This window comes from Streptomyces nidicola (assembly GCF_050106155.1).
Taxonomy (GTDB): Bacteria; Actinomycetota; Actinomycetes; order Streptomycetales; family Streptomycetaceae; genus Streptomyces.
In genome coordinates this window covers 6,165,972-6,180,406 of the sequence record NZ_JBNBPI010000001.1, presented here as the reverse complement: position 1 = coordinate 6,180,406, position 14,435 = coordinate 6,165,972, and the positions used below count along the sequence as shown (strand labels likewise).

General features: G+C 72.4%; 10 protein-coding genes. 8 read left to right on the top strand and 2 right to left on the bottom strand.

The genetic code is table 11. The features are described 5' to 3' along the window. Positions 1-62: 62 nt before the first annotated feature. From ACOKM3_RS27860 to ACOKM3_RS27845, 4 genes are all read left to right on the top strand, one after another. Entirely contained in the window at positions 63-2,171 is a 2,109-nt protein-coding gene (locus ACOKM3_RS27860) for a molybdopterin oxidoreductase family protein (protein WP_426903761.1), read from the top strand. A gap of 773 nt (positions 2,172-2,944) precedes the next feature. Further along, complete coding sequence (locus ACOKM3_RS27855; RefSeq protein ID WP_426903760.1) at positions 2,945-4,534, top strand: M4 family metallopeptidase; 1,590 nt, start codon at positions 2,945-2,947, stop codon at positions 4,532-4,534. 124 nt (positions 4,535-4,658) lie between these two features. Beyond that, a complete protein-coding gene (locus ACOKM3_RS27850; protein WP_426903759.1) occupies positions 4,659-5,204 on the top strand; it encodes a hypothetical protein in 546 nt (181 codons plus the stop codon). Positions 5,205-5,283: 79 nt separating this feature from the next. Beyond that, positions 5,284-5,946 carry a class F sortase gene (locus ACOKM3_RS27845; protein WP_426903758.1) on the top strand — a complete coding sequence of 221 codons (663 nt, stop codon included), beginning with the start codon at positions 5,284-5,286 and terminating at the stop codon, positions 5,944-5,946. A gap of 26 nt (positions 5,947-5,972) precedes the next feature. On the opposite strand, the gene ACOKM3_RS27840 is transcribed toward ACOKM3_RS27845, so the two are convergent. Together ACOKM3_RS27840 and ACOKM3_RS27835 are read right to left on the bottom strand one after the other, a co-directional pair. Then, complete coding sequence (locus ACOKM3_RS27840) at positions 5,973-6,755, bottom strand: sulfite exporter TauE/SafE family protein (protein ID WP_426903757.1); 783 nt, start codon at positions 6,753-6,755, stop codon at positions 5,973-5,975. A gap of 303 nt (positions 6,756-7,058) precedes the next feature. Further along, positions 7,059-8,513 (bottom strand): ferredoxin reductase family protein, encoded by a 1,455-nt coding sequence (locus ACOKM3_RS27835; RefSeq protein WP_426903756.1) that lies wholly within the window; start codon positions 8,511-8,513, stop codon positions 7,059-7,061. 251 nt (positions 8,514-8,764) lie between these two features. Between ACOKM3_RS27835 and ACOKM3_RS27830 the strand changes: the two genes are divergently transcribed. The 4 genes from ACOKM3_RS27830 (at position 8,765) to ACOKM3_RS27815 (ending at position 14,399) form a co-directional block, all read left to right on the top strand. Further along, complete coding sequence (locus ACOKM3_RS27830) at positions 8,765-10,021, top strand: NAD(P)/FAD-dependent oxidoreductase (RefSeq protein ID WP_426903755.1); 1,257 nt, start codon at positions 8,765-8,767, stop codon at positions 10,019-10,021. 1 nt (position 10,022) lies between these two features. After that, the gene (gene nirB, locus ACOKM3_RS27825; RefSeq protein WP_426903754.1) at positions 10,023-12,560 is read left to right on the top strand and encodes a nitrite reductase large subunit NirB; all 2,538 of its coding nucleotides are present in this window, start codon (positions 10,023-10,025) and stop codon (positions 12,558-12,560) included. After that, the gene (nirD, locus tag ACOKM3_RS27820; RefSeq protein ID WP_426903753.1) at positions 12,557-12,901 is read left to right on the top strand and encodes a nitrite reductase small subunit NirD; all 345 of its coding nucleotides are present in this window, start codon (positions 12,557-12,559) and stop codon (positions 12,899-12,901) included. Before nirB ends, nirD begins: the two co-directional genes overlap by 4 nt. A gap of 211 nt (positions 12,902-13,112) precedes the next feature. Further along, on the top strand, positions 13,113-14,399 hold the full coding sequence (locus ACOKM3_RS27815) for an LPXTG cell wall anchor domain-containing protein (RefSeq protein ID WP_426903752.1): 1,287 nt from the start codon (positions 13,113-13,115) through the stop codon (positions 14,397-14,399). Positions 14,400-14,435: the final 36 nt, after the last annotated feature.

The window sequence follows — 14,435 nt, the reverse complement described above, 5'->3', positions numbered from 1 at the left end:
CGTTCCGGTCGCGTAACCTCCAGGCGCGCCGACCGGCAACACACCCGGCGCACCCTCGGGGCATGCTCAACACCACGGCGACGCCCACCCACTGCCCGTACTGCGCCCTGCAGTGCGGCATGAACGTGCTGCCCGGTACCGACGCTCCCACGGTCGAGGGCCGCGCGGAGTTCCCGGTCAACCAGGGCGCGCTGTGCGGCAAGGGCCAGAGCGCCGCCTCCGTGCTCTCCTCCCAGGTGCGGCTGACGGAGCCACTGGTCCGTAGCCCCGCCACCGGTCGGCTCACACCCGCCACCTGGGAGGAGGCCCTGGACAAGGTCGCGGACGGTCTGGCACGCGCGCGTACCGGGCACGGTCCGGACGCGTGCGGCGTGTTCGGCGGTGGTGGCCTGACGAACGAGAAGGCGTACGCGCTCGGCAAGTTCGCCCGCATCGTTCTCGGCACGTCGCAGATCGACTACAACGGCCGGTTCTGCATGTCGTCGGCGGCGGCAGCCGGGCAGATGGCGTTCGGCCTTGACCGGGGTCTGCCGTTCCCGCTGGAGGACATTCCGCGTACGGGCTGCGTGATCCTGGTCGGTTCGAACCTCGCCGAGACCATGCCCCCGGCCCTGCGCTACCTCAGCGAACTCAAGGCCAACGGCGGCACGTTGATCGTGATCGACCCCCGCCGCACCCGCACCGCGGACCAGGCGGACCTGCACCTGGCGCCCCGCCCCGGCACGGACCTGGCGCTCGCGCTCGGGATGCTGCACCTGGTGGTGGCGGAGGGCCGGGTGGACGAGGAGTACGTACGCGGCCGTACGCAGGGGTGGGAGGAGGCCCGGTCGGCGGCGATGGCGCACTGGCCGGAGTACGTGGAGCGGGTCACGGGGGTGCCGGTGCCCCAACTGCGCGAGGCGGTCGGCATGTTCACGGCGGCCGAGCGGGCGATGGTCCTCACCGCGCGCGGGCCCGAGCAGCAGTCCAAGGGCACGGACACGGTGGGCGCGTGGATCAACCTGGCGCTCGCGACGGGGCGGCCGGGCCGGCCGTACTCCGGTTACGGGTGTCTGACCGGCCAGGGCAACGGTCAGGGCGGCCGCGAACACGGCCAGAAGGCCGACCAGTTGCCCGGCTATCGCAAGCTCACGGATCCGGCGGCGCGGGCGCATGTGGCGGAGGTCTGGGGCGTGGACCCGGACACGCTGCCGGGCCCCGGCCGGTCGGCGTACGAGCTCCTCGACGCGCTGGGCGGTGACATCCGGGCGCTGCTGCTGATGGGGTCGAACCCGGTGGTCTCGGCGCCGCGCGCGGCGCACGTCGAGTCCCGGATCCGGTCCCTTGACTTCCTGGCCGTCGCCGATGTCGTCCTCTCCGAGACCGCCGAACTGGCCGACGTGGTCCTGCCGGTGACGCAGTGGGCCGAGGAGACGGGCACGGTGACGAACCTGGAGGGGCGGGTGCTGCTGCGGCGGCGCGCCCTTACACCCCCTCCGGGGGTGCGTACGGACCTTTATGTCCTCCAGGAACTCGCGGCCCGGCTCGCGCCCGACCTGGAGAAGGGCTTCCCGACGGATGCGCGGGAGGTGTTCGACGAGCTGCGTCGGGCGTCGGCGGGCGGCCCTGCGGACTACTCCGGGATCAGCTACGACAGGTTGGCCGAGGGGGAGGGCGTCTTCTGGCCGTGCCCCGCGGACAATGCGGATGACGCGGTAGCCGATGCCGGTGGGTCCGGTACCCCGCGGCTCTTCCTCGAACGGTTCGCCACGGAGGACGGGCGGGCGCGGTTCGCGCCGGTGGCGCATCGGCCCGCGGCGGAGGAGCCGGATGCGGAGTATCCGCTGTATCTGACGACGGGGCGGGTCGTGGCCCAGTACCAGTCCGGGGCGCAGACGCGGCGGGTGCCGGAGCTCAACAAGGCGGCTCCCGGGGTGTTCGTGGAGCTGCATCCGCGGTTGGCGGGGCGGCTCGGGGTCGGGCAGGGGGACGTGGTCGCGGTGACGTCGCGTCGTGGCCGGGTCGAGGCACCGGCGCGCCTCACCGCCACGATCCGGCCGGACACCCTCTTCATGCCGTTCCACTGGCCGGGGGCGGGCCGTGCCAACACGTTGACCAATCCGGCGCTCGACCCCACGTCCCGGATGCCGGAATTCAAGGTGTGTGCGGTGCGGGTGGAGCGGGTGGGGTGACGCTGCTGCGCGGCACGGTGTCCTTGTCACCTGCGCCGGGGCCGGGGCCCTCTTAGCTGGCGCGCGGCACCGGGGTCCTGCCATGTCGGCCGGGGCCGGGGCCCTCGTGACTGGCGCGCGACACCGAGGTCTCGCCACCTTGTCCGGGTCCGGCCCCCTCACAACTTGTGCGCAACACCGGCGTCTCGCCACGTCGGCCGGGGCCGGACCCCTCGTAACTGGCGCGCGGCACCGGGCGCCGCCTTGCCCACCCTGCCGCCCCAGGCGGCAGATTGCCCAAGCCGGTGACGGCCACCCGTTGGCCTGCGCGGCAAGTCGACCCGGTCGGGCGGCGGCCACTCGTAGGCCCAGGCGGCAGCTTGCCCCAAGCCGGTGACGGCCACGCGTAGGTCTGCGCGGCAAGTTGCCCGGGGCGGGCACCCCGTCGGGCCGACGCCCCCGGAGGGGGCGGGTGGGTGGGAGATGGGCGGGGCAGATCAAGCCCCTGCGGCAGGCAGGCAATTCGAGCCCTGCGCAATCTCAGCCCCTCCGGCGATTGAGGAGCGGGGTCCGGGGCGGAGCCCCCATCTTTCCAGCCCCGCCGGCGTTTGAGGCGCGGGGTCCGGGGCGGAGCCCCGTGGCGTGGGCACGGGCGACCCCCTTGGGCGGAGCCGACCGGTCCTTCACAGGGCCGACACCGCGGATCCATGGACTCCATTTGTCATGGACGCCTAAAACTGAATCAGCGTCAGGAACAAACCCCGCTCATCTCACCGTCCCCACGGAGCCGCTTGATGAGACACATACGGACCACATCGCGCCTCACCACCGGCATCACCACCCTGGCCACCCTCCTCGCCGCCACCCTCGCCCTCGCCCCCACGGCGACCGCGGCCCCCTCCCCCACCACCGCCGAGGCCACCTCCGTACGGGACGTGATCACCGACCCCGACGGGACCCGGCACACCCGCTACGACCGCACGTACGGTCAACTCCCGGTTCTGGGAGGGGACTTCGTCGTGCACCAGGGCGCCGACGGCACGTACAAGGGCACCGACCGCGCCGTCTCAGGCAGCGTCTCCGTGCCGAGCACCACGCCCCGCCTCTCCGCCCCCAAGGCCGCGAACCTCGCCACCACACTCCTGCGCGAGGCCAACCCCGGCCGGGTGCTCCACAGCCTCATGGCCAAGCCGCGACTCGTCGTGGACGCACTGCACGGCAGCCCCAAACTGGCCTGGCGGACGACCGCCGCCGCGAAGGACTCCCTCGGCAACCCCATGGCCCGCACCGTCCTCACCGACGCCACCACCGGCGCCGGGATCGACTCCTGGGACAGCCTGGAAACCGCCACCCCCGCCGCGGCCACGGGCGACGGCCGCTCCCTCTACTCCGGCACCGTCCCCCTCACCACCACCCGCGCCTCCTCCGGCGGCTACCAGCTGAACGACTCCACCCGCGGCAACACCTACACCGGCGACGCCGCCAACAAGACCGACACCTGCGTCCTCGGCATCTGCCTGGAGCGCGCCCCCGCCACGGTCTACAAGGACGCCGACAACCACTGGGGCACCGGAAAGGCCACGGACCGGAGCACCGCCGCCGTGGACGCCCAGTACGGCACCGACCAGACGTGGGACTACTACAAGGACGTCCACGGCCGGATCGGCATAGCCGACGACGGCAAGGGCTCGTACAACCGCGTCCACTACGGCAAGGACTACAACAACGCCTTCTGGGACGACAACTGCTTCTGCATGACGTACGGGGACGGCGACGGCAAGACGTTCGGCCCGCTGGTCGCCCTCGACGTCACGGGCCACGAGATGTCCCACGGCGTCACCTCGTCCACCGCGGCCCTCACCTACTCCGGCGAGTCCGGCGGCCTCAACGAGGCCACCTCCGACATCTTCGGAACGCTCGTCGAGTTCCACGCGAAGAACGCCTCCGACCCCGGCGACTGGCTCATCGGCGAGAAGATCGTCAAGCCCGGCGCGAAGACGGCGGCGCTGCGCTTCATGGACAGGCCGAGCCGGGACGGCAAGTCGGCGGACTGCTGGAACTCCAAGGTCGCCGGCCTGGACGTGCACTACTCCTCCGGCGTCGCGAACCACTTCGCGTATCTGCTCGCGGAGGGCAGCGGCGCGAAGACGATCGGCGGCGTCCAGAACAACAGCCCCACGTGCGACGGCTCGAAGCTCACCGGCATCGGCAAGGAGAAGCTCGGCAAGATCTGGTACCGCGCGCTGACCGTCTACATGACGTCCTCGACCGACTACAAGGGCGCGCGTACGGCGACGCTGAAGGCCGCCAAGGATCTGTACGGGGCCGACAGCAAGGAGTACGCGGCGGTGGCGGCCACCTGGTCGGCGGTGGCGGTGAACTGACCGGTCGTCACTCGCACGCCCGCCTCCGTCACCCGGTCGCCCGCATCAGGAGGCGGGCGGCCACGACTGGCACTTACCTCGACCTTGGCAGGGCGCGCCCGACGCCCGCGAAGGAGCTTGGACGATGCGCGTGCGCAGGGGCATGGGCCGACCGCTGACCGCGGCGGCGTTCCTCACCACCGCGGCCACGACGGCGCTGCTCGCCGTCGCCGCCCCCGCGACCGCCGCGCAGGGCGGCCTGGAGGTCTACCCGGCGACGGCCGCCCCGGGCGACCGCGTCACGGTGGACACCACCGCGTGCGGCGGGAGCGACACGGCGACCGGTGACGCCAGCGCGGTCGGCGCGGGCACCTTCACGCTGGCGCCGGCCACCCCGACCGCGGCGAACGCCACAGGGCGCTTCCGGATCCCGGTCTCCGCGCAGCCGGGAACGTACGAGATCGTCGCGAAGTGCGCGAGCGGCCCCGAGGTGACGGGCGACCTCATCGTCTCCGTGACCGGCACCGGCGCCTCCGTGGCCCAGCTCCCCAAGGGCCACGTGAACACGGGCGTCGGCGGCGCGCTCGGCCCCGAACCCACGCGCACCTCCGCCGGTGTGGCGGCGCTGGCGCTGGCCGCCGCGGGCGGCACCTGGCTGCTGCACCGCAGGGCGCGCGGCGACCGCATCTGAGCTCGGGGCGCCTCCCTCTCTCCCCCGCCCGCCCCGTGCAGCACCGCCCTGTGAAGAACTGCGAGGAACCCCAGCCCCCATGCGCACCCCCAAGCGCACCGGCACGCCCGCGCGCCCGCGCGCCGCGAACCGCGTCAACTCCGCCATAGGAGCAGCCACCGCCCTGGCCCTCGCCGCCGGCGCCTGGCTGCTCGCCAGCGGCGCGGAGGGCCAGCCGCCGCCCCAGCCGTCCGCCGCGCAGGCCCGCGTCGACACCGGCCGCGAGCCACCGGCCGCCGCTCCCCTGGCCCCGTCCCCGCCGGACCGCATCCGCATCCCGTCGATCGAGGTCGACGCCCCGCTGATGGGCCTGGACCTGACCCGTTCCGGCAGCCTCGACGTGCCTCCGGCCGGCGACAAGAATCTCGCGGGCTGGTACGAGGAGGGCACCAAGCCCGGTGAGACGGGTACGGCGGTGGTCGCGGGCCACGTCGACAACGCGCGCGGCCCGTCCGTCTTCTACGCCCTGGGCTCGCTGAAGCGCGGCCGCACGATCGAGGTGGAGCGGCGGGACGGTTCGGCGGCGGTGTTCACGGTGGACGCGGTCGAGGTGTACGACGCGAAGCACTTCCCCGACGCGAAGGTCTACGGCGCGGCCCGCCGCCCCGAACTCCGGGTGATCACCTGCGGCGGCCCGTACTCACGCAAGACGGGCTACCAGGGGAACGTCGTCGTCTTCGCCCACCTGACGGGCAGCCGGTAGCCACGCCGAACCAAAAGGAATGCGGCTCACGCCACCCACTGCTCGTACGCCATCTTCACCACCAGCGCGCACACCACCGTCAGCAGCACCACCCGCACGAACCCGGCGCCCCGCTTCAGTGCCGTGTGCGCGCCGACCATGCCGCCCGCCAGGTTGAACACCGCCATGAGCCCCGCGAGTTGCCAGTACACCTGGCCCTTCCAGGCGAACATCGCCAACGCGCCCGCGTTGGTGCAGCAGTTGACGATCTTCGCGGTGGCGGAGGCGGTGACCAGGTCGAGGTGGAGGACCGCGGTCAGGGCGAGGACCAGGAAGGTGCCGGTGCCCGGGCCGATCAGGCCGTCGTAGAAGCCGATGCCGAGGCCCGCGAAGCCGATGGCCGCCCAGATCCGGCGGGGCGAGGCCGGGACCGCCGTCGGCGCCGTGCCGAACGCCGGACGGAAGATCACGAACGCGCCCACCGCCACGAGCACCACCATCACGATGGGCTTCAGCACCTCCGTGCTCATGCCCGTCGCGAGCAGCGCCCCGAAGGTCGATCCGGCGAGGGCCGCGATACCGATGCGTACGGCGAGCCGTACGTCGACGGGGGCCTTGCGGGCGTAGGTGACGGCGGCGCCCGTGGTGCCGACGATGGCGACGGCCTTGTTGGTGCCGAGGGCGTGGCCCGCCGCGGCGGAGTTCGGCAGACCGAGGAGAAGGGCCGGGAGCAGGAGCAGTCCGCCGCCGCCCACCACCGCGTCGACCCAGCCCGCCGCGAGCGCGGCGATACACAGCACGACGACGGTGGTCAGGGATATGTCAGGCATGATCGGGACTCTACGGATCCGCCGCCTGCACGGCCCACGGCCCCCTGGAAGGCTGAGCTGGATCTGAGGGTTCCGTACCGGTATGTGGGACGGCCCGGTCGGGGGCCGGGGGCGCCGCCGGTTCGACGGTGAGCGCGAGGCACGCCGCGACCAGGGCGCTGGCCGAGGCGAGCCCGGCGGTGAGCCTGCGGCGGGCCTGGATCGTGGGGGCGTGTGCGGTGCGGGCGGGTCTGGTGTGGCGGCCCATGGTGGTGTGTCTTCTCTTCTCCGGTAGACGGGGCGGGTGGGGCGCGTCAGTACGTATCAGTACGTAAAGGACTCCGCGTGGATGCGGTTCTCGGGTACGCCGGCCCTGGCCAGTGCCGCCGTCGCTGTCTCCGTCATGCCGGGCGGGCCGCACAAGTAGACGTCGTGGTCGGCGAGTTCGGGCACGAGGTCGCGCAGGGCCTGTGGGGCGAGGGAGTCGAAGGCCGCGCCGGAGGGGCCGAGGAGGTAGTGCAGGGCAGCCTCGCGGGTGCGGGCGATGGACTCCAACTCCTCGCGCAGGACCAGCTGTTCGGCGTTGCTCGCGCGGTAGAGGAGCGTGATGTCCCCGGGTTCGCCGGACAGCGTTTCGAACAGGGCGCGCAGCGGCGTGATGCCCACTCCCCCGGCCAGCAGCAGCACCTTGCGCCGGGTGCGGCGGTGCGCCGTGAGCGCGCCGAACGGCCCGGTCGCGACCACTCGCACGCCCGGCTGCAGCCTCCGCACCCGGCGCGTGTGGTCGCCGACGGCCTTCACGGTGATCCGGACGTGGTCGCCGTCGACCGGCGCGGACAGGGAGAACGGCAGCGCCGTGTGCCACAGCCGCCGTGTCAGGAACCGCCAGCGCAGGAACTGGCCCGGTTCCGCGCGCAGCAGGCCCAGGTCGGTGCCGCGCATCAGGACCGAGGCGACGCCGGGGCCCTCCTGCCGTACGTCGACGATCCGCAGCCGGTGCCGCAGCGCCTGCCGCACCGGCACGACCAGCCGGTACCAGCCGAGCAGCACCGCGACGGTGGCGTGCAGCAGCGACCACAGGCCGAGGGCGAGCGGGTTGGACGCGATGTCGGGGCCCGCGAGCTGGTGGGCGAAGGCCAGCGCCGCGGCGACGTACGTCAGCAGGTGCAGTCCACGCCACGCGCCGTGCCCGACGCGGCGGCGGACGGCGCGGGCGCTGCTCACGCCGACCGCGGCGAACAGCGCGGTGCCGAACGCGGCGGCGGCGAGCCCCGGGTAGCCGAGCAGCTCGGTGACCGTGCCGACGAGGTCGGTTCCGGTGTGCGCCGCGTACCCGCACAGGGCGAGCACGACGTGGGCGGCGCAGAGGGTCAGGACGTGACGCCCGCCGCGCGCGTGGTGGCGGGCGAGCCGGTCGGCGCCGATGCCGTGCTCGACGGCGGGCACCCGGGCCATGAGGAAGAGCATGACCAGGATTCCGTACCCGGCGAGCAGTCCGCTCAGATGGGCGCCGGTCGTGAACAGCGCGTCGATCCGTGCCGAGGGGCGGACCTGCGCCATCCACAGGGCGGTCACGAGCAGCGCGCCCGCCCGGATCCCGGTCCGCAGCTGGTACGCGGTGACGCGGGCGGGCGCGGCGGGCCGCACGCGGGGTGCCCTGCGGGGGCGCGGCGGGATCGGCGGGGCCTCGCGGCGCCGCTCGGTCTGCCTGCGGTAGGACGCCAGAGCGGGGTAGCGGGCGAGTTCGTGGTCGACGGCCTTGGTGGTCACGACCGGCACACTAGGTTCCAACGAGCCCGGGTTTCGGCTGGTCAGCGCCGTACGGCCGATCCTTAAGGCGCCCTTGAGGACGGACTGAACACGGGTTAAGCCATCGGCGGCGGACGCCCCCTGACAACGCCCCTCACAGGCCCGCCGCCGCGCCCGTACGGAACCCTCACACCGCCACGCGCCCCCCGCTGAGCGCAGCGTTCCTCGTGGGAAACGAAGGAGACGCCACCGAGAAACACCCGCCACGCACGCTGCGAAGCATGACCGCACCGTACGAGCACGACGACGCCACGACCGGCCCCGGCCGCGTCGTCGTCATCGGCACCGGCCTCGCCGGGACCCGTATCGCCCACCGCCTGGGCGAGCGGGCCACGCTGATCGGCGAGGAGACGCACGCCCCGTACAACCGCGTGCTGCTCGCGGAGGTGCTGGCCGGGACGTACGCGCCGGAGGTCATCGAGCTGCCCCGCGCCACCGGGCCGCACCTGCGCACCCGCGCCGTCCGCATCGACCGCGAGCGGCGGCTCGTGCAGTGCGAGAACGGGGACGAGGTCGGCTACGACACCCTCGTCCTCGCCACCGGTTCGAACCCGGTACTGCCCCCGCTGCGCGGCCTGTTCGCGCCCGATGCCACCGAACTGCCGGGCGGCGTCCACGCCTTCCGCACGATGGACGACTGCCTGGCGCTGACCGGGGCCGTCACCGATGGCACCCGCGCCGTCGTCATCGGCGGCGGCCTCCTCGGTGTCTCGGCGGCCCGCGCGCTCGCCCGGCGCGGCGCGCAGGTGGTCCTCACCCAGCAGTCCGAGCGGCTGATGGAGCGCCAGCTCGACCCGCGCTCCTCCGAGCTCGTCCGCCGCCACCTCACCGCGCTCGGCGTGGAGATCCACACCGAGTGCCGGGTGCGCGGCGTCGGCGTCGTCGAAGGACACGTGCGCCGCGTCGAGCTGCACGACGGCTACGTGCTCGGCACCGACGTCACCGTCCTCGCCTGCGGCGTCCGCCCGCGCACCGGACTCGCGCAGGCCGCGGGGCTCGACGTCCGCAAGGGGATCGTCGTCGACGACGCGCTGCGCACCAGCGACCCCCGCATCCGCGCGGTCGGCGACTGCGCCCAGCACGCCGACATCGTCTACGGCCTCGCGACCCCGGCCCTGGAACAGGCCGACGCGCTCGCCGACATCCTCACCACGGCCGGGTCCACCACCACGTACACCGGCACCCGCACCCTGACCCGGCTCACCCTCCCGCACGAGGCCGGGCCGCTGGACCTCGCCGCGTTCGGCGAGACCGAGGCGCTGCCCGGCGACGACGTCGTGCAGCTCGCCGACGCCACCCGCGGCACGTACCGGAAGGTCGTCGTGCGCGGCGACCGGCTCGTCGGCGGCGTGCTGATCGGGGAACTGGCCACGGTCGGCGCGCTCGCGCACGCCTGGGAGTCGAACGAATCGCTGCCCGCCGACGACGCCGTCGGCGCGCCTCTGCTGCACCTGCTCACCCACGACGGAGGCCTCTGACATGCCGACCGACAAGGCACTGCCCACGATCGTCCTCATCGGCCACGGCATGGTCGGCCAGCGTTTCCTCGAGGCCGCCGCCGAGCGCGGGCTCACGGACTCGCACCGCGTGGTCGTCCTGTGCGAGGAGCCGCGCCCCGCCTACGACCGCGTGCACCTCACCTCGTACTTCTCGGGCACCACGCCCGAGGAACTCTCCATGACGGACCCGGAGTTCATCGAGAAGCACGGCATCGAGCTGTACGTCGGTGACCCCGCCGTGGTCGTCGACCGCGAGGCCCGCGTCGTGCACGCCCGCTCCGGTCTCAAGGTCCCCTACGACACGCTGGTCCTTGCCACCGGCTCGTACCCGTTCGTCCCGCCGGTGCCCGGCAAGGACGCGACCGGCTGCTTCGTGTACCGGACGATCGAGGACCTGTACGCGATCGAGGAGTACGCGAAGAACAACGCGACGGTCGGCGCCGTGGTCGGCGGCGGCCTGCTGGGCCTTGAGGCGGCGGGCGCGCTCCAGGGGCTCGGACTCGCCACCCACATCGTCGAGTTCGCGCCGCGCCTGATGCCGGTGCAGGTCGACGAGGGCGGCGGCGCGGCCCTGTTCAAGACCATCAGCGACATGGGGCTCGACGTGCACACCGGCGTCGGCACCCAGGAGATCGTCACGGACGACGCGGACACGGTGCGCGCCATGAAGCTGTCGGACGGCAGCGAACTCGCCACCGACCTCGTCGTCTTCTCCGCCGGCGTTCGCCCCCGCGACCAACTCGCCCGCGACATGGGCCTGTCGGTGGGCGAGCGCGGCGGCATCACCGTCGATGAGCAGTGCCGCACCAGCGACCCCGACATCTTCGCGATCGGCGAGTGCGCGCTCGCCTCGGACGGGCGGGTGTACGGACTCGTCGCCCCCGGCTACGAGATGGCGCTCGCGGTCGCCGACACCATCGCCGACGAGGACGCGTCGTTCACCGGCGCCGATCTCTCCACCAAGCTCAAGCTGCTCGGCGTCGACGTCGCCTCGTTCGGCGACGCGCACGGCGCCACCGAGGGCTGCCTCGACGTCGTCTACTCGGACTCGCGCTCGGGCACGTACAAGAAGCTCGTGATCGGCGGCGAGGGCGAGCTGCTCGGCGGCATCCTCGTCGGCGACGCGGAGGCGTACGGGACGCTGCGCGCGCTCACCGGGAGCGTGCCGCCGATCGCCCCCGAGCAGCTGGTCCTCCCCGCGGGCACCGGCGCGCCCGCCCAGCTCGGCCCGGAGGCGCTGCCCGACGACGCCGTCATCTGCTCCTGCCACAACGTCACCAAGGGCGCGATCTGCGAGCACACCTCGCTGCCCGAGGTGAAGAAGTGCACCAAGGCCGGTACCGGTTGCGGGAGTTGCGTCAAGCTCATCGGCCAGCTGCTGCCGAAGAGCGGTGACGACGGACTGTGCGGCTGCTTCAAGCACACCCGCGAGCAGCTGTACGAGATCGTGCGGGTCAAGCGGATCACGACGTACGCCCAACTCCTGGACGAGCACGGCCGGGAGGGTGCGCGCGGCGGCGAGGGCTGCGAGATCTGCAAGCCGACCGTCGGCTCGATCATCGCCTCGCTCGCCCCGTCGATCGGCGCGGACGGCTATGTCCTCGACGGCGAGCAGGCCGCCCTCCAGGACACCAACGACCACTTCCTCGCCAACCTCCAGAAGAACGGCTCGTACTCGGTCGTGCCCCGGATCCCCGGCGGCGAGATCACCCCCGAGAAGCTGATCGTGATCGGGGAGGTCGCGAAGGACTTCGGCCTCTACACGAAGATCACGGGCGGCCAGCGCATCGACCTGTTCGGCGCGCGGGTCGACCAACTTCCCATGATCTGGGCCAGGTTGGTCGACGCCGGCTTCGAGTCCGGGCACGCGTACGGCAAGGCGCTGCGGACCGTGAAGTCGTGCGTGGGGCAGACCTGGTGCCGCTACGGGGTGCAGGACTCGGTCCGGATGGCGATCGACCTGGAGTTGCGCTACCGGGGCCTGCGGGCCCCGCACAAGCTGAAGTCGGCGGTCTCCGGGTGCGCCCGCGAGTGCGCGGAGGCCCAGTCGAAGGACTTCGGCGTCATCGCCACGGCCAACGGCTGGAACCTGTACGTGGGCGGGAACGGTGGCATGACACCCCGTCACGCGGACTTGTTGGCCCAGGACTTGAGCGACGCCGAGCTGATCCGGCTGATCGACCGCTTCCTGATGTTCTACATCCGCACCGCCGACCGCCTGGAGCGCACCGCGGCCTGGCTGGAGCGGATCGAGGGCGGGCTCGACCACGTACGGGACGTCGTCGTGCACGACTCGCTCGGCATCTGCGACGAGCTCGAAGCCCTGATGCGGGACCACGTCGCACACTACCGCGACGAGTGGGCCGAGACCATCGAGGACCCCGAGCGCCTCTCCCGCTTCGTCTCCTTCGTCAACGCCCCCGACACCCCGGACCCGACGGTCCGCTTCATGCCCGAGCGCGACCAGATCAAGCCCGAGCTGCCGCTGATCCCCCTGGAAGGACTGACTCTGCGATGACCATCGCTCCTGAGCTGACGACCACTCTCGTGCAACTCGACGTGGACGGCGAGCTGTTGGCCGTGTGCGAACCGTCCCGTCTGGACGCGGGGCGCGGGGTCGCCGTCCTGCTGCCCGACGGCCGGCAGGCCGCGGTCTTCATGGACCGCGCGGGCCGTGTGTACGCGATCGACAACACCGACCCGTTCACCGGGGCGTCCGTGCTCTCGCGAGGACTGCTCGGCTCGGCGGAGGGGCGGCCGTTCGTGGCCTCGCCCCTGCTGAAGCAGCGGTTCGACCTGGAGACGGGACAGTGCCTGGACGACGACGGGGTCACCGTCCGGACGTACGCGGTGCGTTGACACCCCCTCCGCGGGGCAGTGACATCAGTCACAGAGAAAACACAGGGATAGAGAGCAACTTTCACAATCTGTCCATATTTCAACTCCAGTAGCCGCAGAACACCGCTCACACCCGGACAGAAGGCCCGCACGGGCGCCCTCGAACCGCCTTAGGATCTCGGATCTCAGCGCTTACACGCGCCTTACTCCGACTCCGAACAGAGGGCGTCCCGTGCAGATCCGTCAGATTCTCGCGACAGCCGCAGTCGCCGCCGTGACCACTCCGGTGGCGCTGCTGTCCGTCTCTCCGGCGTACGCCGACACGAAGCCTGCGGCGCAGACCCAGGAGAAGCCCTCCATAGCCGAGTTGAAGAAGGCCGTGAAGGAGGCGCGGCAGGCGTACCGGGCCGCCGTGGCGGCCGTGGAGGCGCTGAACCAGAAGATCGACGACGCGGACCTCCCGTCGAATCCGCTCGTCGCCGCCCGCGACCGCGCGAAGGTGGACGCCGACGCCGCCGCGGGCAAGAAGTCCGAGGCCGACGCGGCCGTCACGGCGGCGCAGACGAAGCTGGACAACGCCAAGACGGAAGACGAAAAGGCGGCCGCCCAGAAGGAACTGGACGCCGCCAAGCTCACGGCGGGCACCGCGGCCTCCGGCAAGACCGACGCCGACGCCGCGCTCACGAAGGCCCAGACGGCCCTCGACGACTTCCGGGTCGACCTCTTCCGGCAGCTCAACCAGGCCCAGAAGGACGTCAAGGCCACCCGCGCCGCGAAGGAAGCCGCCGAGAAGGCCCTCGCCGACGCGAAGGACGAGGCGGGCGAGCCCGGCGAGCCGGAGGAGCCGACGGACCCCGAGTGCTCGGAGGGCTCCGACCTCAAGGCCGCCCTCTCCGGCCTGCCGTCCAAGGTCGCCGCCGGTTCCACGGTCGACTTCCGGCTGCGCCTCACCAACACCACCGAGCGGACCCTCGAAGCGGTGGTGCCGTACGTGGAGGTTGTCGCGTTCGCCAAGGCCGACGACAAGGACATCACCAGCAAGCTGCACCTCAAGGCCAAGCAGGGCGGCACCTGGAAGTCCCTCGGCGCGGGTGACGTCGCGGGCGAGTTCACCAACGTGAAGTCGGGTGGGCACGTCGAGGTGCCGCTGCGTCTGTCGATCGACCGCTCGACGCCGGCCGGTGAGGGCGTCAGCTTCGCCGCGGGCGCCCACTTCAACCAGGACGCGAGCTGCGGCTACAGCGACCTCGCCACGTACTACTTCACGATCAACCCCGTCGGCGCCGGCAACTCCACCACCCCCGCCGACAAGGGCAACAAGCCCAAGCCGCAGGGCAGCGCCTCCCCCGTCGCCACCCCCGGCTCGGGCAACGGCTCCGGCACCACGGACGGCTCCCTCGCCTCCACCGGCTCCTCCTCCGCCCTGCCGACGATCGGCCTGGCGGGCGGCGCGGCCGTCGTGGTCGGCGCCGGTGCGGTGTACGTGATGCGCCGCCGCAAGGCCGACGCCAACAGCTGAGGCCCGCACCGATAGCCGACGTTGGACCGGCACCCC